Source organism: Thermopolyspora sp. NPDC052614, from assembly GCF_040678635.1.
Lineage (GTDB): Bacteria > Actinomycetota > Actinomycetes > Streptosporangiales > Streptosporangiaceae > Thermopolyspora.
Map to the genome: position 1 here is coordinate 216582 of NZ_JBFATZ010000001.1, position 25591 is coordinate 242172.

The window sequence follows — 25591 nt, forward strand, 5'->3', positions numbered from 1 at the left end:
CGCCTTGTCCGGCCGCGCCGCGTGGCGGGTGTGTTGTCGTCGTGGCGGTGACGGGTCGCGGGGTGGGTCGGCTGTGTGGTCGCGGGCGGGGGAGCGGGCCCGTTGTGCCGTGCCTTGTCCGGCCGCGCCGCGTGGCGGGTGTGTTGTCGTCGTGGCGGTGACGGGTCGCGGGGTGGGTCGGCTGTGTGGTCGCGGGCGGGGGAGCGTGCTCGTCGTGCCGTGCCTTGTCCGGCCGCGCCGTGCGGTGGGTGTGTCGCCGTCGTGCCGGTGACGGGCCGCGAGGTGGGACGGCTGTGTCGTCGCGGGCGGAGGCGCGGGCATTCGGGTCGCGTACGGCCGTTCGCTGCGGGGTCGTGCCGCGGTCGGGCCGGGACTTGGACGCGCGGGCGTTCACCTGAACGGAGCCGGACGCGTTCCTCCAGGGGCCACCTGACTCATGCCTCAGCACGGCGAGAGCAAGGTGAGCACGACGACATCGCGGGGCGTTTTGGGGTCTGCTGGGGCCTTATGGTGCGAGTGTGAAGCTCAGGTGGTCGCCTGGGCGGAGTTGGGCGACGGCGGGGAGGTCGGCGGTGGAGACGACGCCGATCACGGGGTAGCCGCCGGTGGGCGGGTGGTCGGCGAGGAACACGATCGGGAGGCCGTCTGGAGGGACCTGGATGGCGCCGGCGACCATGCCCTCGCTGGGGAGTTCGCCCTGCCGGGCGCGTTTCAGGGCGGTGCCGCGCAGCCGTACCCCGACTCGGTTGCTGTCAGGGCTGACCGCGTACGGGCGCGCGCAGAGGTCGTCCAGGGCCCCGGGGGCGAACCAGTCGTCGCGCGGGCCGGGCAGCACCCGGACGGCGGGGGTGTTCGCCATCGGCCTCGGCGGAACCTGATCCACGACGATCGGCGGCAGGGTGTCCGAGTGACCGATCGGCAGCACCGTGCCCGGCGCGAGCGGCGGCGGGCCGAGGCCCGACAGGGAGTCGCCGGAGCGGCTGCCCAGCACCGGCTCCACCGCGATGCCGCCACGCACCGCCAGGTAGGACCGCAGCCCGGCCCACGGCATCCCGATCCGGATCTCCTGCCCCGCCGCCACCCAGATGGGCCCGTCCATTCCGACCTGCCGCCAGGCCGGGCCGCCCACCTCGACCGGGCACGGCGCGCCCGTCACCGCGATCCAGACGCCGCAGGAGGCCCGCAGCCGTGCCCCGCCGAAGGTCAGCTCGATGCCCGCGTACCCCTCCGGGTTGCCCACCAGCCGGTTGGCCAGCCGCAGCGAGGGCCCGTCCGCGGCCCCCGAGCGCGGCACCCCGAGATGCGCGTACCCCGGCCGCCCGAGGTCCTGCACCGTCGCGTACGGCCCCGGGAGGATCACCTCGAGTACGCCTCTGATGTCGCCCATGCTCAGACCGCCTCGAACCGCACCCGCGTCCCCGGGCGCAGCATCGACGGAGGATCGGCGGCCACGTCCCAGACCCGCGCCTCGGTACGCCCGAGCAGCCGCCAGCCACCCGGCGAGGCGGCGGGGTAGACGGCCGAGTACGGGCCCGCGACCGCCACCGACCCGGCGGGCACGCACGTGCGCGGGGTCTCCAGCCGGGGCACCCGCAGCACCGGATCCAGGCCGGTGAGGTAGGCGAACCCGGGCGCGAACCCCAGCCAGCCCACGACCAGCTCGCTCGCGGTGTGCCGCGCGATCACCTCGTCGACCGTCAGACCGGCCAGCTCCGCCACCGACTCCAAGTCCGCCCCGTCGTACACCACGGGGATGGTGACCACCTCCCCGGCGTCGCCCCCCGTGCCCTCGGGGCGCGCGCGGGCCTCGGCCGCCGACTCGGCCAGCAGCTTCGACAGCAGCGCCGACAGCCTCCCCAGATCGGCCCCGGGGGCGACGACGAGCAGGGTTTCGGGGCCGGGCACGATCTCGGCGACCCCCGCTGGTCGCTCGGCGCGCAGCAGCGCGTCCAGCCGGTGCGACAGCCGCAGCCCGCCGGTCTCCACCAGCAGGGCGTGCTCGCCGGATCTGCGGATGCCCGGCGACCCGCCGTCGGCGGCGCTCATGTTGGTGCTCATGTTGGTGCTCATGCGGGCGCTCATGTGAAGGCTCGCAGGGTGACGCCGGCCTCGACCAGGGCGTCGCGCACCGCCCGCGCGAGCCGTACCGCGTCGGGGGTGTCCCCGTGGACGCAGACGGACCGGGCGTCGAGCCGTACCGACGAGCCGTCCACGGCGGTGACCTCGCCCGCCACGGCCATGCGCACCGCGCGCCCGGCGACCTCGCCAGGGTCGTGCAGCACCGCGCCCGCCTGCCGCCGGGAGACCAGTGTGCCCTCCGGCGTGTAGGCCCGGTCGGCGAAGCATTCGGCGACCGTGGCGACGCCGTGCTCGGCGCCGACCTCGTGCATCGCCGAGTCCGGCAGGGTGAGCACCGGCAGTTCCGGCCGGTAGCGGGCCACCGCGGTGATCACGGCCCGTGCCTGCGCGGGGTCCCGGCAGACGCGGTTGTAGAGCGCGCCGTGCGGCTTGACGTAGGAGATCTCGCCGCCCACCGCCCGCGCGATGCCGTCCACGGCGGCGAGCTGGTAGAGGATCTCCGCGTGCAGTTCGTCGGGATCGACGTCCATCTCCCGGCGGCCGAACCCGGCCAGATCCCGGTAGGACACCTGTGCCCCGATTCGCACCCCCCGTTCCACCGCCGCCGCGCAGGTACGCATGATCGTCATCGGGTCGCCCGCGTGGAACCCGCAGGCGACGTTCGCGCTGGTGACCAAATCGAGCAGGGCGTCGTCGTCGCCGAGACGCCAAATTCCGTACCCCTCCCCGAGGTCGGCGTTGAGATCCATGATCATTTCAGGTCACTCCGGCTCGGCTCCGCCTCGTCCGGCGCGGGCGCGCGCGGGCGTTTTCCATCCTATGAACCCCGATTGCGAAGTCCGCTAATGAATCCCGCCTATGAACCCGTTCATGAACCTGCGGCCCGACCAGGGGCGGCCGGGCACGCGCCACCCGTGGGTCGTCTGGGGGCCGTTCGTGGGCCGTTCGGGGGCCGTCGGTCGCGGCGGCGCGGGCGCGAGCGGATCAGGGGGAGTCCGGAATGTCGGCGATGTCGTCGAGGGCGGCGATGAGTTCGTCCGGATGATCGCCGATCCGCTCGGCGATCTCGATCAGCACGTGCAGTACGTCGTGGCGGTCGTGGCCGAGATCGAGCAGTCGCTGGGCGGCCTCCCACAGCTGCGGCGGGTCGCCGTCCCACAGCCGCGCGGCGATCTCCTCGTGCCAGGCCAGATGCTCCTGAAGGTCGGGACGGCCGCGCTCGTCGGCGTGGTCGATCTCCAGCAGGATGCGGCGGTCGGCCTCGTCGGCGGGGTTGAGCGTGTCCAGGATGATGTTGTCCTGGACCCCTTCGAGCAACGGGAACGCGAAGGCGCGGCGGGCCAGGGCGGACAGGTCGCCGTCCGGCAGCAGTCGCTGCACCAGGGCCCGGTCGAGGCCGAAGGTGGTCGGGTCGCGGTAGGCCTCGGTGAACTTCGCCGTCGCCTCCCAGACCGCGTCCAGGGTGGCCCGCACCCCCTGTTCCGGCAGGCCCATCCGGGGCGCGGCGAAGCGCACCCAGGCGGCGAGCACGTGCGGCATCGCCTCCTGCTCGGCCGGGCTGAGCATGACCTTGCGGGGCAGCCAGTCCAGCAGGAACGTCTCGCACTTGGTCGGGCTCACCCGCAGCGGACGCCCGAAGTCCTGGTCGCAGCCGTAGTCGATGATGTGGTCGGCGCAGCGGGAGGCCGCCGACGGGTCCGACAGGTGCTCGGCGGCGTCGGAGGCGAGGAACTCCGCCGCCAGCATCGCCCGCCGCTCCCGGCTGTAGGGGGCCTCGCTGTACAGCGGGGCGGGCCGCTTGCGCCCCGGCGGCAGCGCCTTCACCCGGGCGCGGGCGAAGGCGTGGTAGGCGCTGTAGCTGTCGCTCACCGGTCGTGGCCGGCCCCGGCCCCCGGACTCCCTGGTGGCCTTCATGGCGATCTCCAGCAGAGCCCTGGCCTGCTGGGGCTCCAGCGGCTCGAAGCGCAGCATCGGGTTGCCCTCGGCCTCCTCGCGCGCCTGCTCCAGCAGCTTGTCCACGTGCGAGGACACCCACGCGTCGCGGGCCATGCCGCGCAGGTTGTAGTCGACCACGACGACCAGGGCGTGCCGGTCCTCGTTCGGCCCGGAGGCCGGGTCGTACGGCCGGGTGGTGTCCCGGTAGCCGAAGATGCAGACCACGGTGTCCTGGTCGCCGTACGCGTCCCGGGAGACGTAGCAGGCCACGGGCTTGACGGCGCCCACCCGGTCGGCCCAGCGCGGCCGGGCCACCTCGGACTCCATCATCGCGAGCGCCGCGCCCTCGGCCTTGGCCGCCTGCCGGGAGGTGCCCAGGTAGGCGATGGCGATCAGCAGGGTCAGCGCGGCCGGGGTGCCCTCCTTGGCGGCGTAGTCGACCAGGCCCTCGCCGAGCACCTGCTCGATGTCTCCGCCGCGTACGCGCTCGCCCCACCACGCGCCGAGCATGTCGGAGACCATCAGCTCGGCGTCGAGCGGGCTGCGCACGGCGAGCAGCTCGCGCGCCGCGAGCAGCATCTCGGCGAAGACCTCCTCGGGGGACCGGGCCCCGGGCGCAGGATGTCTGTGCGGGTGGCTCACCGGACCTCCCGCCCTGTCGACCGCCGTGCGTCGGCTCGCTCACTCACCCGTCCACCTTCTCGCATTCCTGACGGAAAGGGTGCGCGGAACGCAGACCGGTAACACCAGCGTTGTGACTCCTCCACCCGCGAAGGGTGACGTATGCCCGCATTTTGGGACAGGACGGGCACGGTGCGAGACGGCCGGGCCCTCACCGATGCGCTCGACGTCCTGTGCCTGACATGCCGGGCACTCCACGACGCTACCAAGGAAGCGCCCGGGACGCCGACGGATTCGGCGGTCCGGGCGCCGGATCCGATGGCCGCTCCGACGGCCGCCCGACTCGCGGCCGAATCCGGCCGGACGGTGCGCGGCATGCGCGAAAGTTGCGCGTCTCGTCGCGTGTCTCCCGGTATGCCCGGCGTCAGGCCGGGCCGGAGGCTCCCGTCGAACGCCGGGCGGACCCGCGCCCCCTCATCCTCATCGGCGGGCTCATCGGCGGGCCGGCGGCGCCCCTGAGGGAGGGGTGGAGTTGACCAGCGCCAGCAGGCGCTCGCGGGCGAGCCGCTCCACCACGCCGGGCGCGGTGACGTCCACGCCGAGGTGCTCGGCGCAGGCGCAGACGTCGGCGAGGCAGCGCCGTACGACGCCGTCGGGGATGGAGCGGAACTCGGCGGCGAGGCGGGCGGCGCAGGCCGCGTCGAGGGGGTGCCCGGGCTCGGCACGGGCGCCCCAGCGCGATTCCCCGGCCGCCTCCCCGGCCCCGCGGGCCTCCTCCCGGACGCCGGCGCACGGCGCGACGGGGGTCTCCTGGTCGGCGTGCTCCACGGCGGCGTACCGGGCGCCGACGGCGGCGCGACCGGCGTACCGGTTGTTCTGGACTCGGGTGGCGGCGGCGCCGGTGAAGCGGATGGCGAGTGCGGGCATGAAGCGCGTCCCCTCGCGTGGGCTACTGGCGCTCCCATTCCATAACTTTCCGCGCGTGTGTCAACCCTCGCCACGGTGACATGCGAAGCTGGTCCCATGCGCATCCAGGTCGCCCAGCAGCCGGAGGCCGACGACCTGCTCGGCCGCGATCCCTTGGCGCTGCTCATCGGCATGCTCCTCGACCAGCAGGTTCCCATGGAATGGGCGTTCACGGGACCGCACACGATCGCCGTCCGCCTCGGTCGCGATCCTATCGCCGGGCTGGACGCGCACGAGATCGCCGCATACGATCCGGAGTCGTTCGCCGCGCTCCTCGCCGAGAAGCCCGCGGTGCACCGCTATCCAGCGTCGATGGCGGGGCGCGTGCAGCGGCTGGCCGCGTACGTCGCCGATCATTACGGCGGCAAGGCGGAGGCCATCTGGGCGGACGTGGCCGACGGCCGGGAGCTGCTGGGCCGCCTGCTGGCCCTGCCGGGTTTCGGCAGGCAGAAGGCCCAGATCTTCCTGGCGCTGCTCGGTAAGAGGCTGGGCGTGCGACCCCCCGGCTGGCGCGAGGCGGCCGGGCCGTACGGCGAGGAGGGAGTGCACCGTTCGGTGGCCGACGTGGTCGACGCCGAGAGTTTGGCGAAGGTGCGTGAGTCCAAGCGGGAGGCCAAGCGGGCCGTCAGGAAGTAGGCTGATCTTGCGGCGTATGGCGGCGTGGTTTGACAGGATGCGTTGACCGCATGACGGCCGGGGCTTCCGTCCGCGCATGCCCATCGCCGATGATGTAGGGCAGGTCCTACCCTGCCAAGAATCACAGTTATGGAGATGTGCCTCGTGGGAGACCCTGGCACGCGACGGAGGTGCCGACCATGAGCGCGGAGACCTCCGTTCCCCCTCCCCAGGAGTCGGGTGTGGACATCTCGGATTCCGCTCTGCTGAGGGGCGTCACGACGGAGGCCCCGTTCGCCTTCGCGTTCTTCGACCTCGAGGGCCGCTTCGAGCGCGTCAACGAGGCCTTCACCGACCTCACCGGGCTGCCGGTCGACCGGCACATCGGGCGCCTGCCCGAGGAGTTCCTCCCGGCGGACCTGGCGGCGGCGATGACGGGCTCGGTGCGCAGGGTGGCCGAGGAGGACCGGCCGGTGACCGACGGCGGCAAGCCGGTGCGCACGCGGCTGAGCGGCGGCGAGACCCGGCACTGGACGCTGTCGTTCTTCCCGGTCAGGGAGGAGGGCCGGCTGCTCGGCGTGGGCATGTTCGGCGTCGACGTCACCGACCGGCAGGAGCGCGAGGACGACCTGCGCCGCAGCGAGGAGCGCTACCGCTCGCTGGTGGAGTCCCAGCAGCAACTGGTCTGGATCACCAAGCCCAGCGGCGCGGTCGAGGAGGACGCCCCGCAGTGGCGGGCGATCACCGGGCAGGGCCTGGAGGAGTACTTCACCCACGGCTGGCTCGGCGCGGTCCACCCCGACGACCGGGCGGCCACCGAGGAGGCGTGGCGCGAGGCGCTGCGCGGCCGGACCATGTTCGAGTGGAGCTACCGGGTGCGCACCCGGGCGAGCGGCTACCGCCACTTCGAGGTGCGCGCGGTCCCGATCGCCCGGCACGGCCGGGTGGTCGAGTGGGTGGGCGCCAACAGCGACGTCACGGCCCAGCGTGAGGCCGAGGAGATGCGCGGCAGGCTCACCGACCAGCTCGGCGCCGCCGCGCTGCGCACGGCCCGCCTGCAGGGCGCGACGGCCATCCTCGCCGAGGCCCTCACGGTCGAGCAGGTCGTCCAGGTGATCATCGACGTGGGCCGTACGGCTCTCGCCGCCGACCGGTCGGCGGTCGCGCTGCTCGACACCGAGCGGGCCGGCCTCAAGCTGATCAACAGCGGCGGCGTGCCCGATCTTCCCAGCATGTCCGGCGACGAGATCCCGCTCACCCACACCAACGTGATGACGATGGCGGTCAACAGCCGCCGCCCGGTCTTCGCCGAGTCGCCCGAGAGCCTGCGCCAGCAACTCGCCGACGCCGGCGCCGACGAGAGCGTGATCAAGGCCGTGCTCGCCAGCGACGAGCGCGCCTGGGTGGGCCTGCCGCTGCTCGCCGCGGGCCGGGCGCTCGGCGCGCTGCGGTTCTCGTTCACCCGCCCGCAGAAGATCTCCCAGGAGGACGGGGTCTTCCTGGAGGCGCTGGCCGGTCAGTGCGCGCTGGCGGTCGAGCGGGCCACGCTGTTCGAGCGCGAGCACACCACCGCCGAGACGCTCCAGCGCAGCCTGCTGCCCGACAACCTGCCCGTGGTGAAGGGCCTGGAGCTCGCCCAGCGGTTCCGCTCCGGCAGCCGCCACGTCCAGGTCGGCGGCGACTGGTACGACGCGTTCGTGCTGCAGGACGGCCGCGTGGCGGCCGTGGTCGGCGACGTCATGGGCAAGGGCGTCAAGGCCGCGGCGGGCATGGGCCGCATCCGCAACGCGATGCGCGCCCTGGCGCTGACCAACCCGCCTCCGGCGGCCGTGCTCACCGGCCTCGACCGGGTGTTCGACGCCACCGAGACCGAGGATCAGGTCACCACGCTCGCGTACATGATCGTGGAGCCGGGCACCGGGGAGGGCACGCTCGCCCTGGCCGGGCACCCGCCGCCGCTGCTGGTCTCGCCGCAGGGGACGGCGATGCTGTACGAGGCCGAGCCCGGCACGCCGCTGGGCTGGCCGACCAGCCGTCGCCAGTTCCGGTTCTCGGTGCCGCCGGGACACACCGCCGTGCTGTACTCCGACGGACTGGTGGAGAACCGGAAACGCGGCTTGGACGCGGGCCTTGCGGAACTTTGCTCAGTTGTAACCGAAGCTCCACCTGAGGTTGTGGCAAGTCCCCATATGTTGCTCGACTTCCTGGTGGATCGCATGTTGGCGGGGTATGAACAGGATGATGATGTAACGGTCCTAGCGATCCATGTCCCTCCGGCCACGAAGAGTGACTGAATGAAACAGTCATAACGGTTGCTTTCGGGTATCGGTGACCCGCTTACGTACGCACTACTGTCTCCGTCGGCCTAGGGTGGATGACAACCGACGGGAGGCGGCCGTGCGAAGCGGGGTGTCATGCCAGAATGCTGGGCAGGTGCGTTGCGGTTCGAGCGGCCTCACCACCTGGGTCCATTCTCGCCATGCGTTGTTCGAGAGGTGTTCGTGTCGCCTGCAAGTTCGACTCGCTCGAAGCCAACAGAGCTGAACGAGCCCGTCATTCAGCGACTGATCGAGCGTGGGCGCTCGCAGGGTTTCCTCGAGTCTGAGGATGTCCGCAAGGCCTTCGAGGAGGCGGACATCCCCTTGTCGCACGCCGCTGGGTTCCTTCGCAGTCTCAGCAAGGAGGGTGTGACCGTCGTGGTGACCGCCGCCGATTCCGCCGCGCCCAAGAAGACGCGCGCTGCGAAGCGCCGCTCCGCCGCTCCAGTCAAGAAGTCCAAGACCGCCGCTGCGGCCGCCAAGGAGCAGTCCGACACGGTCACCGCCGTGGTGAGCGGGCCGGACTCCGCCGGCGTGAAATCGGCCGCCAAGCCGACGGCCGCCAAGTCCGGGGCCAAGCCCGCAGCCAAGCCCCCCGCCAAGACCGCCACCAAGCCGGCGGCCAAGCCCGCGGCGAAGAAGGCCGAGCCGGCCGCCAGGAAGGCGGCCGACAAGCCTGCCGCGCCCGCCAAGGCCCCGGCGGCGAAGAAGACCAGGCCCGAGCCCGCCCCGGCGCCCGTGAGCAAGGCCGAGCCCAAGCCGGACCTGCCCGAGGACGAGGTCGATCTCGACCTCGACGCCGACCTCGAACTCGAGGACTTCGACCCGGACGTCGAGGACGTGGTGGCCGACGACGTCGACGTCGAACTCGAGGCCGAGGTCGAGGACGACGCCGAGGAGCCCAAGCCCGCCGAGGTCGAGGCGGCGGCCGAGGTCGAAGAGGAAGTCCTCATCCTGTCCGACGACGATGACGACGCGCCCGTGGCCCAGGTGGCCGCGGCCGGCGCCACCGCCGACCCGGTCAAGGACTACCTCAAGCAGATCGGCAAGGTCCCGCTGCTCAACGCCGAGCAGGAGGTCGAGCTCGCCAAGCGCATCGAGGCCGGCCTGTTCGCCGAGGAGCAGCTCAACCAGGAGGGCAACGACCTGCCCGCCGACGTCCGCGCCGAGCTGGAGTGGATCGCCGAGGACGGCCGCCGCGCCAAGAACCACCTGCTGGAGGCGAACCTCCGCCTGGTGGTCTCGCTGGCCAAGCGCTACACCGGCCGCGGCATGCTCTTCCTGGACCTGATCCAGGAGGGCAACCTCGGCCTGATCCGCGCGGTGGAGAAGTTCGACTACACCAAGGGCTACAAGTTCTCCACGTACGCCACCTGGTGGATCCGGCAGGCGATCACCCGCGCCATGGCCGACCAGGCGCGCACCATCCGCATCCCGGTGCACATGGTCGAGGTGATCAACAAGCTGGCGCGGGTGCAGCGCCAGATGCTGCAGGACCTCGGCCGCGAGCCCACTCCGGAGGAGCTCGCCCGCGAACTCGACATGACCCCGGAGAAGGTCGTCGAGGTGCAGAAGTACGGCCGCGAGCCGATCTCCCTGAGCACCCCCCTCGGCGAGGAGGGCGACAGCGAGTTCGGCGACCTCATCGAGGACTCCGAGGCGATCGTCCCGGCCGACGCGGTCAGCTTCACGCTCCTGCAGGAGCAGCTGCACTCGGTGCTCGACACGCTCTCGGAGCGCGAGGCGGGCGTGGTGTCGATGCGGTTCGGCCTCACCGACGGCCAGCCCAAGACGCTGGACGAGATCGGCAAGGTCTACGGCGTGACGCGCGAGCGCATCCGGCAGATCGAGTCCAAGACGATGTCCAAGCTGCGTCACCCGTCCCGCTCCCAGGTTCTGCGCGACTACCTGGACTGATCCCGGCCCGGATCCAAACGGATCGCGACCCCGCCCCGGACTCGACAACCCGACTCCGGGGCGGCGCCGATTCAGGGCTGATTCAGAGCCGATTCAGGGCCGATTCAGGGCCGCTTGCAGGCCGAATCAGGGCGGATTCAGGGCCGTGCCGCCGCCGGATGGGGCCACGGGTCCTGCCGCCGAATGGGATGCGTCGAGCGCGCGGGAGGCGGGGCCATAGCGGGATCCGGTTGACGGTGGGGCCCGTTTAACCCAGGCGTAACAGGCGTGTAGCGTCACTTGTCTTGACCCTGACGTACCGTGTGCGTCCATGGGTGTCACCGAAGTGGATCGGGTACGGGCGCGCAGGACACTGCGGATCGTCGAGCGGCCGTGGGCGGATCCGGCACTCGACGAGGCGGTCGACGCGGTGCGGCGCAGATACCTGTACGCGGGCGTGGGCTTGCTGGCCGCCACCCGTCTCGATCCCGAGGTGCGGGCGCAGCGCGTGGAGGCGCTGTCCCACGCCGCGGTCGGGCAGAGCCGCGACATCGCCACGCTCCTCGCGGCGGACCAGTCCAACCCGGACATGTGGTTGTGGCTGGGCCGCACGCTCGTGGAGGAGGCGTGGCTGCTGCGGCCCGACGTACGCGCCCGCTCGGCGCAGGCCGGGCGGCAGCGCGAGTTCCACCAGGCGATGGAACGGGCCAGGGAACCGCTGCGGACGGCGGCGCGGCTGCTGCCGGCCGATCCGGTGCCGTGGGAGTCCCTGATGTGGATGGCGCTGGGCCTGGACGCGCCGCGCGCCGAGAAGGACGCGCTGTGGGCGGAGTGCGCCCGGCGCTTCCCCACCCTGTTCCCCGCCAACGTGGCCCGGTTGATCACTCTGTCGCCGGGCTGGGGCGGGACCACCGGCGAGATGTTCGAGTTCGCCCGCGTGGCCGTCTCCCGAGCGCCCGAGGGCGACCCGCTGCCGGCCCTGGTGCCGCTCGCGCACTTCGAGCGCAACGCGGAACGTTCCGGAGGCAGGCACTGGTTCGACGACGAGGCGTTGCGCGAGATCGTCTCGGCCGCGGGCAGTTGGGTGGAGCGCCGCCGGATGGTGCCGCACCCGCGCGCGATCGAGGCGCACAACCTCTTCGGCGCGGCGTTCTACCTCGCCGATCTCCGGCGGCCCGCACGCGGGCACCTGGTACGCACCGGCGGCAGGGTGAGCAGGCTGCCCTGGTCGCACCTGGGCGAGCCACGCCAGCAATATCTGCGCGCCTGCGGCCGTCTGAATATCGTCACGACCTGATAACGATTCCCGAACCGCCGATGGGGTCGTGGATGGGATCGCCGATCGGGCCGTGCCTGCTCCTGACCCGCTCGCTCCTGGTCCGCTCACGGCGCCGCCGACGCAGGGCACCCGCGGGAGGGCCGTGAGAACGTCTGTGGTCTCACGAACCCTGGAGCCGGAGCCCCGGATACCCTCGATCGCGTCGACGTGGGAAACGCGTTCTGAGCACGCTTCGCGCCCCGCTCACGCGTGCGCGCGAACCGGACGCGAAGCCGATGGGAATGTCTTGGGGTTATCGTTGATCTCGTGGCGACCGGGCACCCGGCCGGGCCGCGCTATCGAAACCGCTAGCGCTTGTCGCTCGCGGAGGATGACGTCTCGTTCAACTTGGCCGATTCATCCTGAATGTCCGCACCCTTGTCGCGCAGCGTCGCTACGTGCTGACGCCCGTGGTGAGCGCAGAACAAAAGCTCGCCGCCGACCGGCAGGGTCGCACGGATGTAGGCCTGGGCACCGCAACGGTCACACCGGTCGAGCGCCGTCAGCGGCTTGGTGGGGGCAAGAGCTCCAGTCACGTATCGCCTTTCGGGTCACCCCCCACGTGCCGTGGGGGACTCGGCGTCAGTCACTTGAGACAACATCTAACCCGACGCGGACGTTCCCAATCATGGTGGCGCTACGCCGAGAGCGGAATGTGGCGAAAGGTGACGGGGTTTGCTCCCCGCATCACGTGTATCGCTGTTGTACTGGCAAGCTTGTACGCGGCGAGGCGACAACAACGATAAGCTACGCACACATGTTCGATGCCGGGCGCGACAGCGGATGCGGTCACGGGTGTGGCCGCACGCGCGGCGCCCCGGCCGCGGAGTGGGAGTGGGTGTGACCGCAGTCAGCACGGCCCCGGCGCGGGGAGCCGACCCGACGGGCTATACGGCCCGCCACCTTTCGGTCCTGGAGGGCCTTGAGGCCGTCCGCAAGCGCCCGGGAATGTACATCGGTTCGACCGACAGCCGCGGTCTCATGCACTGCCTCTGGGAGATCGTGGACAACGCGGTCGACGAGGCGCTGGCCGGCTTCTGCAGGCGCATCGAGGTGGAGTTGTACGCCGACGGCTCCATCGAGGTCCGCGACGACGGCCGGGGCATCCCCGTGGACGTCGAGCCCAAGAGCGGCCTGGCGGGCGTCGAGCTCGTTTACACCAAGCTGCACGCGGGCGGCAAGTTCGGCGGCGGCTCCTACGGTGCCTCCGGCGGCCTGCACGGCGTGGGCGCCTCGGTGGTGAACGCCCTGTCCTCCCGGCTGGACGTCCAGGTCGACCGCGACGGGCGTACGCACGAGATCAGCTTTCGCCGCGGCGTGCCCGGGCTGTTCGACGGCGACGGGCCCACGGCCAAGTTCAAGAAGAAGTCGGGGCTGCGCGACGGCGGCGCGCTGCGCAGGAAGGCCACCGGCACGCGGGTGCGCTGGTGGGCCGACAAGCAGATCTTCCTGCCCGACGCCGAGGTCTCCCTCGACGAGATCCACGTGCGGGCCCGGCAGACCGCCTTCCTCGTGCCCGGCCTCACCATCCTCGTCCGCGACGCGCGCGGCGAGGAGCCGGTGGAGGAGGAGTTCCGCTTCGACGGCGGCATCTCGGAGTTCTGCGAGTTCCTCGCCCGCGACGAGGCGGTCTGCGACGTGCTGCGCTTCCAGGGCGTCGGGCACTTCCGCGAGACCGTCCCGGTCCTGGACGACCTGGGCCACATGACCTCCACCGACGTCGAGCGCGAGCTGACCGTGGACGTGGCCGTGCGCTGGGGCAAGGGCTACGAGACCACGGTGCGCTCGTTCGTCAACGTGATCGCCACCCACAAGGGCGGCACGCACGTCGCCGGCTTCGAGCGCGCCCTGGTGCGCACCCTGAACGAGCAGCTCCGGGAGACCCGCCTGCTGAAGAACGGCGACGACCCGGTGACCAAGGAGGACATCCTCGAAGGGCTCACCGCCGTGGTGACCGTGCGGGTGCCCGAGCCGCAGTTCGAGGGGCAGACCAAGGAGGTGCTCGGCACCTCCGCCGCCGCCCGGATCGTCGCCCACGTGGTGAGCCGGGAGCTGAAGGACGCCTTCGCCACCCCCAAGCGCGCCCAGAAGCAGCAGTTGCGTGCCGTGCTGGAGAAGATCGTCGCGGCGGCGAAGGCGCGCATCGCGGCCCGGGAGCACCGCGACAACCAGCGGCGCAAGAGCGCCCTGGAGAGCTCGGCGCTGCCGGCCAAGCTGCTCGACTGCCGCAGCGACGACGTGGACCGCAGCGAGCTGTTCATCGTCGAGGGCGACTCGGCCCTCGGCACGGCCAAGTTCGCCCGCAACTCGGAGTTCCAGGCCCTGCTGCCGATCCGCGGCAAGATCCTCAACGTGCAGAAGGCCTCGGTCGCCGACATGCTGAAGAACGCCGAGTGCGCCGCGATCATCCAGGTGGTCGGCGCGGGCTCGGGCCGGACCTTCGACCTGGCGGCGGCCCGCTACGGCAAGGTCATCCTCATGGCCGACGCCGACGTGGACGGCGCGCACATCCGCTGCCTGCTGCTCACGCTCTTCCACCGCTACATGCGGCCGATGGTGGAGGCGGGCCGCGTCTTCGCCGCCGTGCCGCCGCTGCACCGCATCGAGATCACCAACCCGGGCCGGGGCGCGCAGAAGTACCTCTACACCTACTCCGACGCCGAACTGCACAGGACGCTGCGCGACCTGGAGCGCCGGGGCAAGCGGTGGAAGGATCCCGTGCAGCGCTACAAGGGCCTGGGCGAGATGGACGCCGACCAGCTCGCCGAGACCACGATGGACCCCCGCCACCGCATGCTGCGGCGCGTCAAGATCGAGGACATGGAGGAGGCCGAGCGCATCTTCGACCTGCTCATGGGCAGCGACGTCGCGCCTCGCCGCGAGTTCCTCGTCGGAAGCGCCGCCGAGGTCGACCGGGAGAACATCGACGCCTGACCCACCCTTGCCCAAGCTCGGGCGAACGGTGCCTATCGGGGCGATTGACCCATTTCTCCAGGGGTAGATCACCCACGGTGAGACAACCGTGACAGGGGGGAACGATGTCTCAACATCGTGGGCGGAGAATGTTCGCCGTACTCGCGCTCGCCGCGCTGGCGACCGGGTGCGGGGGCGGCTCCGAGAAGTTGGAGAACGTCGCGGCAACCGAGACGCCTGGCATGGGCACTACTTCGCCCGGCATGACCCCGCCGGGCATGCAATCACCGGGACACGAGGGCACCGCCACTCCCGGCAGCGTGGCCGACATCAAACGGGTGGGCGAGGCCGCGCTGAAGGCCGTACCCAACGGCACCATCGTCAAGATGGACGCCGCCGACCAGGGCAAGATGTGGGACGTGACGGTCGCCGGCGAGGACGGCGCCCTGCAGTCCATGAAGATCGATGCGCAGTCCGGGCAGGTGAAGGGGTCGCCGAAGCCGGAAGAGGGCGGCGACAAGGCCAAGACCCAGGAACTCGTCCAGAAGGCCAAAATCGACTACGCCCAGGCGGCCGAGAAGATGCTGAGCCAGGCGCCCGGCGGCCACCTCACCAAGCTCGAACTCGACGACGCCGACGGCAAGGCCGTTTGGAAGGGCGAGGTGGCCGACGAGCAGGGCGAGAAGCGCGAGATGCGCGTCGACGCCGAGACGGGCGAGGTCATGTCCACGCCGGGCGCGTCCCCCGGCGGCGAGGAGAGCCCGGGCGGGCCGGAGCAGAGCCCGGAGGGGACTCCGGAGGAGACCATGGTGCCGACCCCCGAGGAGCCCGGGGCGAGCCCTTCGTGACGCCTGGCTCCTCCACCGACGGCGGGTGGGCCTCCCACGCGGAGGCCCACCCCCGCTCGTCACTTCGGGGAGGGCAGAGGGATGCGCGGGGGCGTTACGCGGGCTCGTTGCCCGGCCGCCACTTGATGCCGCACCCCAGGCTCGGCGCCTGCGGCTCCACCGGGGCCTCGCCGGCGAGCACGGCATCGGCCGCGGCCCGCAACGAGGCGCCCGTCACCGGGAGGTCGTTGCCCGGCCGCGCCTCGTCGAACTGCCCCCGATAGACGAGCCGCAGATCCGCGTCGTAGAGGAAGAAGTCCGGAGTGCACGCGGCCCGGTAGACCTTGGCGACCTCCTGCGTCTCGTCGACCAGGTACGGGAATTCGAACCCGGCCCGCCGCGCCTGCTCGGCCAGATGCGCCGCGTCGTCGTCGGGATAGTTGATCACGTCGTTGCTGCAGATGCCGACCGTCGCCACCCGCCCCTGGTAGTCGGCGGCGAAGGCTCCGATGCCCTGCTCGATGCGGCGCACGTACGGACAGTGGTTCGACAGGAAGATCACCAGAACGGCAGGGGAGCCCTTGAGATCGGACAGCGACACCCTCCCGCCCTCGACCGAGGGCAGGTCGAAGTCCGGCGCCGGGGTCCCCAGCGGAACCATGAACGAGTTGACGGCCATGCCGCCATTGTCGCAAGCGTCGCGATGACCCGCCGAGAGATCCACGCCGAAAGATCCACCGACAGGTATACGCCGCCCCGGCCTCGTTGAGGCGGAAACCCTGACGCATAGGTGTTCGTGGCCGGGCCGTGGGAAGCTGTACAGGCGCCCGCGCGCGACGACCGCGTGGGCCGAGACGGGACAGACGGACGCTTCGGGGGACCCTCTCGCAGTCGCACCGGGCGACGGTACATGGAACCGAGATCAGGAGGAGACCGTGGCAGGCATCGCGCGCATGGACACCGTGGCCATCGACTGTCCCGACCCCGAGGCCCTGGCGCGTTTCTACGCGGCCGTGCTGGGCTGGGAGACCATCCGGATCGACGAGGACGGCGGATGGGTCACGATCACGGACGGGAAGTCCACGCCGCTGTCCTTCCAGCGCGTCGAGGGCCACCGCCCGCCGGACTGGCCGAGCCCCGAACGCTCCCAGCAGTTCCACCTCGACTTCCAGGTGGACGACATCGACAAGGCCGAGGCCGAGGTGCTGGCGCTGGGCGCGGTGAAACACGACCACCAGCCCGTCGGCCCCTACGACGGCTTCCGCGTCTACCTCGACCCCGCCGGCCACCCGTTCTGCCTGTGCTTCGGCGACTGACGCGCCGGTCGGCGGGCCGAGCCCTCGCCGTTGGGGAGTGCGGTACCGCGTTCACCTCGATTTCGCCGGTCGCCCGTTCCTGGGGGCTGACCCGGCGGTCGGTGGGCCGAGCGCTCGCCGTTCGGGGTGGGGTACCGCGTTCATCTCGATGTCGCCGGTCGCCCGTTCCCGGGGGACTGACCCGGCATTCGGTGAGCTGAGCGCTCGCCGTTCGGGAGTGCGGTACCCCGTCCATTTTGCTGCGGCCGGTCGCCCGTTCTGCCTGTTCTTGGGCGACTGACCTACCGATCGGCACCCTGGTCCCGAGTCGAGCGACGGTGGCCAGTCGTACGGTCGGCCGCAGCGTGGACGGTGCCCGCCAGGCGGACCGTGGCGGGCACCGCGTCAGGCGGAATCGTCCTCCCCGCCGGACTCTCCACTGGCCTCCCCGACGGCCTCATCGCCAGGGGCTTCGGACGCGGCAAGGAAGGGCGTGGTGCCCAGGGCGCCGCCGATGGCCGCGATCGGCTGTGTCGGCGGCACGCCCGACCCGTCGCGGCGGCCCAGTTCGGCGGGCAGTTCCACGGCCTTGCCGGCGGCGGAGACGGCCTTGACCGGGGACGGCCCGGCCCAGGCCAGCAGCAGGACGTCCTCGCCCTTGAGGAAACGCTGGGCGCGCACCCCGCCGGTGGCCCGTCCCTTGGGCGGGAAGTCGGCGTAGTCGGACACCTTGACGCCGCCGGTCTGGGTGCCGGGCAGCGCCGTCGAGGAGCCCGCCACGGTGACGACGCGGGATTCCAGCGCCGGGTCGACGGCCCCGAACCAGATCACCTTCGCGTCGGGGTCGAGCCGGATGCCGGCCATGCCCCCGGCGGGGCGGCCCTGCGGACGGACCAGGGTGGCGGGGAAGCGCAGCAACTGGGCGTTGGAGGTGATGAAGACCAGATCGTGGTCCTCGGAGGGGAGTTCGACGGCGCCGATCACGGTGTCGCCGTCCTTCAGCCCGATCACCTCGAACTCGTCGCGGTTCGCCGGATAGTCGGGGACGACCCGTTTGACCACGCCCTGCGCCGTCCCCAGTGCCAGCCCCGGACTCGACGGGCTGAGCGAGCCCAGGCCCACCACGGTCTCGCCGGCCTCCAGCGAGACGTACTCGGAGACCGGGTGCCCCCCGGCGAGCGACGGCGAGCCCGCGCTCGGCGGAATGTGGGGCAGGTCGACCACCGACACCCTGATCGCGCGCCCCTTGGAGGTGATCACGGCGATCTCGCCGCGCACCGTGGCCGGGACCACCGACAGCAGCACGTCGTGCGGCGACCGCTCGGGGGAGGACGCCAGCGGCGAGTCGTCGCCCGTGCGGGCGAGCAGGCCGCTGGACGACAGCAGCACCAGGCACGGGTCGTCGGGGACCTCCAGCGGCACCGTCCCCGCCGTCCGCACCCCCGACGCCTCCAGCAGCACCGTACGGCGCGGCGTCGCGTACTTCTTCGCGACCTCGCCCAACTCGTTCGACACCACCCGCCGCAGCTTGTCCTCCGCGGACAGGATCGCGGTAAGCTCGGCGATCTCCTCGGTGAGCGTCTCCTTCTCGCGGTCCAGCTCCAGCTTGTCGTATCGGGTCAGGCGGCGCAGCGGCGTGTCGAGGATGTAGACGGCCTGGGTCTCGCTCAGCGAGAAGGTCTCCATCAGCCGGGCCCGCGCGTGCGCCGAGTCGTCGGAGTTCCGGATCACCGCGATGACCTCGTCGATGTTGAGCAGCGCGATGATCAGACCGTCGACCAGGTGCAGCCGTTCCTCGCGCCGCCTGCGCCGGTACTCCGAGCGGCGGCGCACCACCTCGATGCGGTGGCCGATGTAGACCTGGAGCAGCTCGCGCAGGCCGAGCGTGCGCGGCTGGCCGTCCACCAGGGCCACGTTGTTGATGCCGAAGGTCTCCTCCATCGGCGTCAGCCGGTAGAGCTCCTCCAGCACCGCCTCGGGGTTGAAGCCGTTCTTGACCTCGATGACCAGCCGTAGGCCCTTGTGGCGGTCGGTGAGGTCCTTCAGGTCGGCGATGCCGGTGAGCTTCTTGGCCTGAACCAACTCCTTGATCTTGGCGCTGACCCGCTCCGGCCCGACGTTGAACGGCAGCTCGGTGACGACGATGCCCTTGCGCCGGGGCGTGACGTTCTCGATCACGGCCTTGGCGCGCATGCGGAAGGTGCCCCGCCCGTTGGCGTAGGCGTCCCGGATGCCGTCCAGGCCGATGATCGTGCCCCCGGTGGGCAGGTCGGGGCCCGGGACGAAGCGCATGAGGTCCTCGAGGGTGGCATCCGGATGCTTGATCAGATGCCGGGCCGCGGCGATGACCTCGCCCAGGTTGTGCGGCGCCATGTTGGTGGCCATGCCGACCGCGATGCCGGAGGCCCCGTTGACCAGCAGGTTCGGGAACGCCGACGGCAGGACCGTGGGCTCGACCTCCTGGCCGTCGTAGTTGGGGCGGAAGTCGACCGTCTCCTCGTCGATGGACTGCACCATGAGCATGGCGGCCGGGTCGAGCCGCGCCTCGGTGTACCGCATCGCCGCGGGGGCGTCGTCGGGCGAGCCGAAGTTGCCGTGGCCGTCCACCAGCGGCAGCCGCATGGAGAAGCCCTGCGCCATGCGCACCAGGGCGTCGTAGATCGCCGAGTCGCCGTGCGGGTGCAGCTTGCCCATGACGTCGCCGACCACCCGGGACGACTTGACGTGCCCGCGATCGGGTCGCAGGCCCATCTCGCTCATGGAGTACAGGATCCGGCGCTGGACGGGCTTGAGGCCGTCGCGGGCGTCGGGCAGGGCGCGCTGGTAGATCACCGAGTAGGCGTACTCGAGGAAGCTGGTGCGCATCTCCGCCGACACGTCGATGTCGACGATCCGCTCCTCGAAGTCCTCGTCCGGTGGCGGGGTGGTCGTTCGTCGGGCCATGTCGAACATTCTGCCGTGTTTCCGGTGCCGCTCGCGCTGGACCCGGCGTGTTTGTGCTCGAAGTTCGCACGGAGGCGGCCGGGCACGGTCCGAGATGTCGGAGTGTGCCCGGTCCGTTCCGGACGATCTCAGGGGCCGACGGGGCCCGGAGAGACGGCGGCGCGCCCGATCAGAGCCGCGGCCGGGCCCCGAGGTGGGAGATGGCCTTGGCGGCCAGGCGGTTGCCCGCCGCGAGCGCCTCGGCCGGGGGCTTGCCGTCCAGCCACGCCGGCAGGAAGCCGGCCGTGAACGCGTCGCCCGCGCCGGTGCCGTCCACCACCCGCTCGATCGGCTCGGCCGGCGCCCGGATCGGCTCGGGCCGGTTCCCGCCGTACCACAGCGAGCCCTCGGCGCCCAGCTTGATCACGACCTGGGGGAACCAGGCGGTGAGCACCTTGACCGCCGCCTCCGGCTCCTCCCGGCCGGTGAGCACCTTGGCCTGGTCGGCGTTGGCGAACAGCAGCTTGGCGCCGTGGGTCCACTCCAGGAACGGCTCGGCCCCGTTGCGCTCCAGCGGCGCGGCCGACGCGCAGTCCACCGAGATCGACATCGCGGCGCGCCGGGCGGCCTCCAGCGCGGCGAGACCCGCCTCCCGCGAGCCCTCGTTGATCAGCGTGTACCCCGACAGGTGCAGGTGACCCCCGGAGAACAGGTCACGCGGCAGGTCCTCGGGCGTGAGCGCGGCGTTCGCCCCCGGGTCGGACAGCATGGTGCGCTCGCCCTTGTGCGTGACGAGCACCACGCAGGTGCCGGTGGGCCGCTCGGGGTCCATGACCAGTCGGGCGTCCACGCCGTACCCCATGAGCTCCATGTCCCGGTTGCGGCCGGTGATGTCCGCGCCGCGACGGCCGACGAAGGCCACCTCGGTGCCCTCGACCGCCAACCAGGAGGCGATGTTGGCCCCGGAGCCGCCACCGTGCATCGTGACGACGGCGGGGGTGTCACTGGCCCGTGCCAATGGGTAGCGCGCCCGAGCGACCGCGTCGGTCATCAGATCGCCCACCACGACCACCCGCGTCATGATGTCACCACCTTGTTTGCCTGCGTGGGGTAAGGCTGACGTCGAAAAACCTAACAGTTTCCGGCCGTCGTGTGGGGCAGAGAGCCGATGCCGCTTTCCCTTCGATGCACAAGCGTTGCTCAACCCACCGATCCCGGACACCCTGGCAGGTAAAACGGACGCAACTAGCATGTCCAGAGTGGCACACGAGTATCCGGCCCACTGGGAGGCCGACGTCGTCCTCGCCGACGGCGGGACGGCCCATATCCGGCCGATTCGCCCCGAGGACGGCGATCTGCTGCGGGCCTTCTACTCACGGCTGTCGGCGGAATCGATATACTTCCGGTTTTTCGGCCCACGGCCGCGCCTGTCGGACCGCGAGGTCACCTGGTTCACCCACGTCGACTACGACGACCGGGTCGCGCTGATCGCGACGATCGGCGCGGAGATGGTGGCGGTGACCCGCTACGACCGGCTGGAGCCCAAGGGCGAGGCGGCCGAGGTGGCCTTCCTCGTCGAGGACGCCCACCAGGGCCGGGGCGTCGCCTCGGTGCTGATCGAGCACCTGCGGGCCGCCGCGCGCGAGCGCGGCATCACCCGGTTCATCGCCGACGTGCTGCCGTCGAACCAGCGCATGCTGGGGGTGTTCAAGCAGGCCGGGTACACCGCGCAGACGAAGTTCGCCGACGGGGTGGTGCGCATGACGCTCGACCTGTCGCCCACCGAGACCGCGCAGGAGGTGATCGCCGCCCGCGAGCACCTGGCCGAGTCGCGCTCCATCAAACGGCTGCTGACCCCCGAGTCGGTGGCGGTGATCGGCGCGGGCCGGGAGCCTGGCGGCGTCGGTCAGACGGTGCTGCGCAACCTGCTCGCCGCCGACTTCACCGGTCCGGTCTATCCCGTGCACCGGCACGTACGCGCGGTCGCCGGGGTACGGGCCTACCGCAGCGTGTCCGAAATCGACGAGAACGTGGACCTCGCGGTGGTGGCCGTGCCCGCCGACGGCGTGCTCGACGTGGTGGAGGAATGCGCGCGCAAAGGCGTGCACGGGCTCGTCGTCGTCTCCTCCGGATTCGGCGAGACCGGCCCGGAGGGCATGGAACGGCAGGACGAACTGGTGCGCATCGCCCGAGCCAACGGCATGCGCGTGGTGGGCCCGAACTGCCTGGGCATCGCCAACACCGACCCCGCCGTACGGCTCAACGCCACCCTGGCCGCCACCATGCCGGGCCGTGGCCGAGTCGGCTTCTTCAGCCAGTCGGGAGCCCTCGGCACGGCGCTGCTCCAGCGCGTGGCCGAGCGGGGCATGGGCATCTCGACGTTCGTGTCCGCGGGCAACCGGGCCGACGTGTCCGGCAACGACATGCTGCAGTACTGGGAGGAGGACCCGGCGACCGAGGTGATCCTCCTCTACCTGGAGTCGCTGGGCAATCCGCGGAAGTTCGCCCGGCTCGCCCGCCGCATCTCCCGCAGGAAGCCGATCGTGCTGGTGAAAAGCGGCATGGGCGGGGTGCCCGCCGGCCACGCCGCCCCCGTGCTGCGACTGCCGGACACCGCGCTGAGCTCGCTGTTCGAGCACGCCGGGGTGATCCGGGTGGGCGACCTGGCCCAGCTGTTCGACGTCGCCCAGCTGCTGGCCCACCAGCCGCTTCCGGCCGGGCCGCGGGTGGGCGTGCTGAGCAATTCCCACGCCCTCGCCCAGCTCGCCGTCGACGCCTGCGTGGCCGCCCGGCTCGACCCCGAGCCGCCCGTCAACCTCGGCGCGACGGCGGGCGCGGACGCCTACCGCGAGGCGCTGCCCGGCCTGCTCGCCCGGGTCGACGCGGTGGTGGCGATCTACATGCCTCCCATCGCGCCCGCGGAGGGCGACGCCGAGGCGGTCGCCGCCGTGCTGCGCGAGGCGGCCGTCGAGGCCGGCAAGCCGGTGCTGGCGAGCTTCCAGGGCCGGATGGGCATCCCCACGCCGCTGCGCGCTCGCCCGGGCGCCCCCCGGCATGGCCACGCCGACCCCGGCCGGGGCTCGGTGCCCTCGTACCCGGCCCCGGAGGAGGCGGTGCGGGCGCTCGCGCACGTGGTCGGATACGCCCGCTGGCGCGAGCAGCCCTCCGGGCAGGTCCCCGAGCTCGACGGCATCGACGTGGCCGGCGCCCGTGAGGTGATCGACCGCGAACTCGCCGGGCGGGAGGCGGTCGAGATCGACGCCACCGAGCTGCTCGCCCGCTACGGGGTGGAGGTGTGGCCCGCGACCGAGGTCCGCTCGCCGCAGGAGGCCGTCGCCGCGGCCGAACGGCACGGCCCGCCGGTCGTGCTGAAGTCCGCCGACCCCGAGGACGTCCGCCGCACCGGCACCGTTCGCGTCGGGCTGAACACCCCCGAGGCCGTACGGCAGGCGTACGACGACCTGTCCGCCCAGCTCGGGCCGGACACCGTGCTCGTCGTCCAGCACATGGCCCGGCACCCCGTCGTACCGGCCGTGGTGAGCGTCATCGAGGACGCCGACTTCGGATCGGTGGTGAGCTTCGGCCTCGGCGAGGTCACCGCGCGGCTGCTGGGCGACGAGGCCTACCGCCTGGCCCCGCTCACCGCCGAGGACGCGGCGGCCCTGGTCCGGTCGGTGCGGGCGGCCCCGCTGCTGCTCGGCGGCTACGGCCACCCGCCGGTGGCGGTGGGGGCGCTTGAGGAGCTGCTGGTCCGGGTCGGGCTGCTCGCCGACGAGTTCCCCGAGGTCGCCCGCCTCGACCTCGACCAGGTGCTGGTCGGCGAGACCGAGGCGACCGTGGTGGGGGCGCGCGGCCTGCTGCGGCGGCCGGTGGGCCACCGGCCCGACCACGGCCCGCGCCGCCTGCGCTGAGCGCCCCGCGGCGGCGGCGCGCCCCCGCGCCGACGGTCCGCGAAACCACGGAGTATCCACAGACAGCCGGTGGACGGTGAAAGCGCCCCGGCGGACAGGGCAGGATGGAGCCATGAGGGAAACCCGAGTCTCGGTCGCGGGGCTGCGCGAGGCCATCGAGCACAGCGGCTACTACCCCGACCTCGTCGCCGACGCCGTCGAGTCCGCGCTGGGCAAGGAGTCGGTCATCGCCTACGTGGTGCACCACGAGGCAACCTTCGACCCCGGCATGGAGGTCCGCAGGCACATCACGGTGGTCGTGCTCTCGCCCACCCGTCTGCTGGTCTGCCACACCGACGAGCACCCTCCGGCCGAGGGCGTGGCGACCGCGCACGCCTCCACGACGACCGAGGCGATCCGCCTCAGCCGCATCCAGTCGGTGGCCGTGACGCGGCTCGTCCCCGATCCCGCGGCGTACGTGCCGGGTGTGCCGCCCACCGAGGTGACCCTGTCGATCGGCTGGGGCGCGATCTCGCACATCGATTTGGAGCCCGCCACCTGCGGCGACGAGAACTGCGAGGCCGACCACGGCTACACCGGCGCGATCACCTCCGACGACCTGCAGTTGCGGGTCAGCGAGGCGGCCGACGGGCCGGAGGCGGTCGCCCAGGTGCTCGCGTTCGCCAAGGCGCTGTCGGAGGCCACCGCGCCGGTCGTGCCCTGACCTCGTTGTGCACCTCGTCGTGCCGTAACCTCACGGCATGACCTCCCCCAGCGGCGACGGCGCGGCACCCCTGATCCCCGCGTACGGCGAGGCCTCGCTCGCCGACCTGCCCGGCTCCGCCCTGGCCGCCCTCGGCCTCGGCGGAACCAACACGCTGAACCTCGCCCCGGCCCGGCGTGTCTGCGTGTTCCTGGTCGACGGGCTCGGCGAGCGGCTGCTGCGCGCCCACGCCGAGGTGGCCCCGTTCCTGTCCGCGCACCTGGACCGCGTCATCACGGCCGGGTTCCCGGCCACCACCGTGACCAGCCTGGGCACGCTCGGCACCGGCGTGCCGCCGGGCGAGCACGGCATGCTCGGCCTCCGGCTCGCCGTGCCCGGCGAGGGGCGCATGCTCAACTGCCTGCGCTGGACCATCGTCGGGCCGCAGATCGAGCCGGAGACCTGGCAGCCGGTCCCCACGGTCTACCAGCGGGCCGAGGCCGCCGGGGTGCGGCCGGTGTACGTCGGCCCGGCCATGTTCGAGGGCACCGGCCTCACCCGGGCGGTGCACCGAGGGGTGCGCTACGTCGCGGCCGACAGCGTCGACGACCGCGTCGCCGGGGTGCAGGAGGCGCTCCGGGCCGACCGCGCCTACGTGATCACCTACTACGGCGACCTGGACGCGACCGGCCACTTCGTGGGCGCTGGTACGCCCGAATGGCGCGAGCAACTCGCCATCGTGGACGCCATGGCCGAGCGGATCGCCGCCGCGCTTCCCCCCGGCTCGGCGCTGTACGTGACCGCCGACCACGGCATGGTGAACGTCACCGACCGAATCGACGTCGACGCCATCCCCGAGCTGCGCGAGGGCGTGGCCATGGTCGGCGGGGACGCCAGGGCCAGGCACGTCTACGCCGAGCCCGGCGCGGCCGAGGCGGTGCTGCAGATCTGGCGCGAGACGCTCGCGGGCCGGGGCTGGGTGGTGTCGCGGGAGGAGGCCGTCGCCGCCGGGTGGTTCGGGCGGGCCGTACGGCGGGAGTGGCTGGAGCGCGTCGGCGACGTGGTGGCGGTGCCGTACGGGGACTGCGCGGTGATCGCCTCGCAGCAGGAGCCGAAGGAGGCGGCCATGGTCGGCATGCACGGCTCGCTCACCGCCGAGGAGCAGTACATCCCGCTGGTGGAGGTCAGCACGAGGTGACCGCCCACCTTCAGACGGACTTCTCAACGGACCTTTGACGGACTTCCTGGCCGACCTCGGGCTTCCTGGCCGACCTCGGGCTTCCTGGCGGACGT

Annotated in this window: 19 protein-coding genes; 10 read left to right on the forward strand and 9 right to left on the reverse strand. The window is 72.0% G+C overall.

The features are described 5' to 3' along the window. Positions 1 to 505: 505 nt before the first annotated feature. From AB0K60_RS00855 to AB0K60_RS00875, 5 genes are all read right to left on the reverse strand, one after another. Positions 506 to 1387, reverse strand: coding sequence for a biotin-dependent carboxyltransferase family protein (locus AB0K60_RS00855; protein ID WP_364047014.1), 882 nt, complete (start codon positions 1385 to 1387; stop codon positions 506 to 508). 2 nt (positions 1388 to 1389) lie between these two features. Beyond that, positions 1390 to 2070 carry an allophanate hydrolase subunit 1 gene (locus AB0K60_RS00860; RefSeq protein WP_364047017.1) on the reverse strand — a complete coding sequence of 227 codons (681 nt, stop codon included), beginning with the start codon at positions 2068 to 2070 and terminating at the stop codon, positions 1390 to 1392. Between the two features lie 8 nt (positions 2071 to 2078). Continuing rightward, positions 2079 to 2834: a 5-oxoprolinase subunit PxpA gene (locus AB0K60_RS00865; RefSeq protein ID WP_364047020.1), complete on the reverse strand. Its 756-nt coding sequence runs from the start codon at positions 2832 to 2834 to the stop codon at positions 2079 to 2081. Positions 2835 to 3063: 229 nt separating this feature from the next. After that, positions 3064 to 4593, reverse strand: a complete 1530-nt coding sequence (locus AB0K60_RS00870) for a hypothetical protein (RefSeq protein ID WP_364048123.1) — start codon at positions 4591 to 4593, stop codon at positions 3064 to 3066. Between the two features lie 534 nt (positions 4594 to 5127). After that, entirely contained in the window at positions 5128 to 5562 is a 435-nt protein-coding gene (locus tag AB0K60_RS00875; protein ID WP_364047023.1) for a hypothetical protein, read from the reverse strand. 96 nt (positions 5563 to 5658) lie between these two features. On the opposite strand from AB0K60_RS00875, the gene AB0K60_RS00880 reads away from it, so the two are divergent. The 4 genes from AB0K60_RS00880 to AB0K60_RS00895 all read left to right on the forward strand — a co-directional run bounded on the left by AB0K60_RS00880 (position 5659) and on the right by AB0K60_RS00895 (position 11727). After that, positions 5659 to 6237, forward strand: a complete 579-nt coding sequence (locus tag AB0K60_RS00880; RefSeq protein WP_364047026.1) for an HhH-GPD-type base excision DNA repair protein — start codon at positions 5659 to 5661, stop codon at positions 6235 to 6237. Positions 6238 to 6416: 179 nt separating this feature from the next. Then, the gene (locus tag AB0K60_RS00885; protein WP_364047029.1) at positions 6417 to 8510 is read left to right on the forward strand and encodes a SpoIIE family protein phosphatase; all 2094 of its coding nucleotides are present in this window, start codon (positions 6417 to 6419) and stop codon (positions 8508 to 8510) included. Positions 8511 to 8717: 207 nt separating this feature from the next. Further along, positions 8718 to 10451, forward strand: coding sequence for an RNA polymerase sigma factor (locus AB0K60_RS00890; protein WP_364047032.1), 1734 nt, complete (start codon positions 8718 to 8720; stop codon positions 10449 to 10451). A 310-nt stretch (positions 10452 to 10761) separates the two neighbouring features. After that, positions 10762 to 11727 (forward strand): hypothetical protein, encoded by a 966-nt coding sequence (locus tag AB0K60_RS00895; protein ID WP_364047035.1) that lies wholly within the window; start codon positions 10762 to 10764, stop codon positions 11725 to 11727. 329 nt (positions 11728 to 12056) lie between these two features. Here AB0K60_RS00895 and AB0K60_RS00900 read toward each other — a convergent pair whose 3' ends face one another. Beyond that, complete coding sequence (locus AB0K60_RS00900; protein WP_364047038.1) at positions 12057 to 12284, reverse strand: hypothetical protein; 228 nt, start codon at positions 12282 to 12284, stop codon at positions 12057 to 12059. A 304-nt stretch (positions 12285 to 12588) separates the two neighbouring features. Here AB0K60_RS00900 and AB0K60_RS00905 point away from each other — a divergent pair, with 304 nt between their 5' ends. Then, complete coding sequence (locus AB0K60_RS00905) at positions 12589 to 14682, forward strand: DNA topoisomerase IV subunit B (protein ID WP_364047041.1); 2094 nt, start codon at positions 12589 to 12591, stop codon at positions 14680 to 14682. 104 nt (positions 14683 to 14786) lie between these two features. Then, complete coding sequence (locus AB0K60_RS00910) at positions 14787 to 15509, forward strand: PepSY domain-containing protein (protein WP_364047044.1); 723 nt, start codon at positions 14787 to 14789, stop codon at positions 15507 to 15509. A 94-nt stretch (positions 15510 to 15603) separates the two neighbouring features. On the opposite strand, the gene AB0K60_RS00915 is transcribed toward AB0K60_RS00910, so the two are convergent. Next, positions 15604 to 16167: a thioredoxin family protein gene (locus AB0K60_RS00915; RefSeq protein WP_364047047.1), complete on the reverse strand. Its 564-nt coding sequence runs from the start codon at positions 16165 to 16167 to the stop codon at positions 15604 to 15606. Between the two features lie 256 nt (positions 16168 to 16423). Here AB0K60_RS00915 and AB0K60_RS00920 point away from each other — a divergent pair, with 256 nt between their 5' ends. Next, positions 16424 to 16804 (forward strand): VOC family protein, encoded by a 381-nt coding sequence (locus tag AB0K60_RS00920; protein WP_364047050.1) that lies wholly within the window; start codon positions 16424 to 16426, stop codon positions 16802 to 16804. Between the two features lie 384 nt (positions 16805 to 17188). Here AB0K60_RS00920 and AB0K60_RS00925 read toward each other — a convergent pair whose 3' ends face one another. Next, complete coding sequence (locus AB0K60_RS00925; protein ID WP_364047053.1) at positions 17189 to 19726, reverse strand: DNA topoisomerase IV subunit A; 2538 nt, start codon at positions 19724 to 19726, stop codon at positions 17189 to 17191. 169 nt (positions 19727 to 19895) lie between these two features. After that, the gene (locus AB0K60_RS00930; RefSeq protein ID WP_364047056.1) at positions 19896 to 20786 is read right to left on the reverse strand and encodes a sugar kinase; all 891 of its coding nucleotides are present in this window, start codon (positions 20784 to 20786) and stop codon (positions 19896 to 19898) included. Between the two features lie 178 nt (positions 20787 to 20964). On the opposite strand from AB0K60_RS00930, the gene AB0K60_RS00935 reads away from it, so the two are divergent. The 3 genes from AB0K60_RS00935 (at position 20965) to AB0K60_RS00945 (ending at position 25496) form a co-directional block, all read left to right on the forward strand. After that, on the forward strand, positions 20965 to 23616 hold the full coding sequence (locus AB0K60_RS00935) for a GNAT family N-acetyltransferase (protein WP_364047059.1): 2652 nt from the start codon (positions 20965 to 20967) through the stop codon (positions 23614 to 23616). Between the two features lie 112 nt (positions 23617 to 23728). After that, complete coding sequence (locus tag AB0K60_RS00940) at positions 23729 to 24319, forward strand: DUF5998 family protein (protein WP_364047062.1); 591 nt, start codon at positions 23729 to 23731, stop codon at positions 24317 to 24319. Between the two features lie 37 nt (positions 24320 to 24356). Beyond that, positions 24357 to 25496 carry a nucleotide pyrophosphatase/phosphodiesterase family protein gene (locus AB0K60_RS00945; RefSeq protein WP_364047065.1) on the forward strand — a complete coding sequence of 380 codons (1140 nt, stop codon included), beginning with the start codon at positions 24357 to 24359 and terminating at the stop codon, positions 25494 to 25496. Positions 25497 to 25591: the final 95 nt, after the last annotated feature.

What these genes read in the sequence shown, in the direction of transcription:
- AB0K60_RS00855 (WP_364047014.1), bottom strand. Translation starts at nt 1,387, where the DNA reads ATGGGCGACATCAGAGGCGTACTCGAGGTGATCCTCCCGGGGCCGTAC.
- AB0K60_RS00860 (WP_364047017.1), bottom strand. Translation starts at nt 2,070, where the DNA reads ATGAGCACCAACATGAGCACCAACATGAGCGCCGCCGACGGCGGGTCG.
- AB0K60_RS00865 (WP_364047020.1), bottom strand. Translation starts at nt 2,834, where the DNA reads ATGATCATGGATCTCAACGCCGACCTCGGGGAGGGGTACGGAATTTGG.
- AB0K60_RS00870 (WP_364048123.1), bottom strand. Translation starts at nt 4,593, where the DNA reads ATGCTGCTCGCGGCGCGCGAGCTGCTCGCCGTGCGCAGCCCGCTCGAC.
- AB0K60_RS00875 (WP_364047023.1), bottom strand. Translation starts at nt 5,562, where the DNA reads ATGCCCGCACTCGCCATCCGCTTCACCGGCGCCGCCGCCACCCGAGTC.
- AB0K60_RS00880 (WP_364047026.1), top strand. Translation starts at nt 5,659, where the DNA reads ATGCGCATCCAGGTCGCCCAGCAGCCGGAGGCCGACGACCTGCTCGGC.
- AB0K60_RS00885 (WP_364047029.1), top strand. Translation starts at nt 6,417, where the DNA reads ATGAGCGCGGAGACCTCCGTTCCCCCTCCCCAGGAGTCGGGTGTGGAC.
- AB0K60_RS00895 (WP_364047035.1), top strand. Translation starts at nt 10,762, where the DNA reads ATGGGTGTCACCGAAGTGGATCGGGTACGGGCGCGCAGGACACTGCGG.
- AB0K60_RS00910 (WP_364047044.1), top strand. Translation starts at nt 14,787, where the DNA reads ATGTCTCAACATCGTGGGCGGAGAATGTTCGCCGTACTCGCGCTCGCC.
- AB0K60_RS00915 (WP_364047047.1), bottom strand. Translation starts at nt 16,167, where the DNA reads ATGGCCGTCAACTCGTTCATGGTTCCGCTGGGGACCCCGGCGCCGGAC.
- AB0K60_RS00925 (WP_364047053.1), bottom strand. Translation starts at nt 19,726, where the DNA reads ATGGCCCGACGAACGACCACCCCGCCACCGGACGAGGACTTCGAGGAG.
- AB0K60_RS00930 (WP_364047056.1), bottom strand. Translation starts at nt 20,786, where the DNA reads ATGACGCGGGTGGTCGTGGTGGGCGATCTGATGACCGACGCGGTCGCT.
- AB0K60_RS00940 (WP_364047062.1), top strand. Translation starts at nt 23,729, where the DNA reads ATGAGGGAAACCCGAGTCTCGGTCGCGGGGCTGCGCGAGGCCATCGAG.
- AB0K60_RS00945 (WP_364047065.1), top strand. Translation starts at nt 24,357, where the DNA reads ATGACCTCCCCCAGCGGCGACGGCGCGGCACCCCTGATCCCCGCGTAC.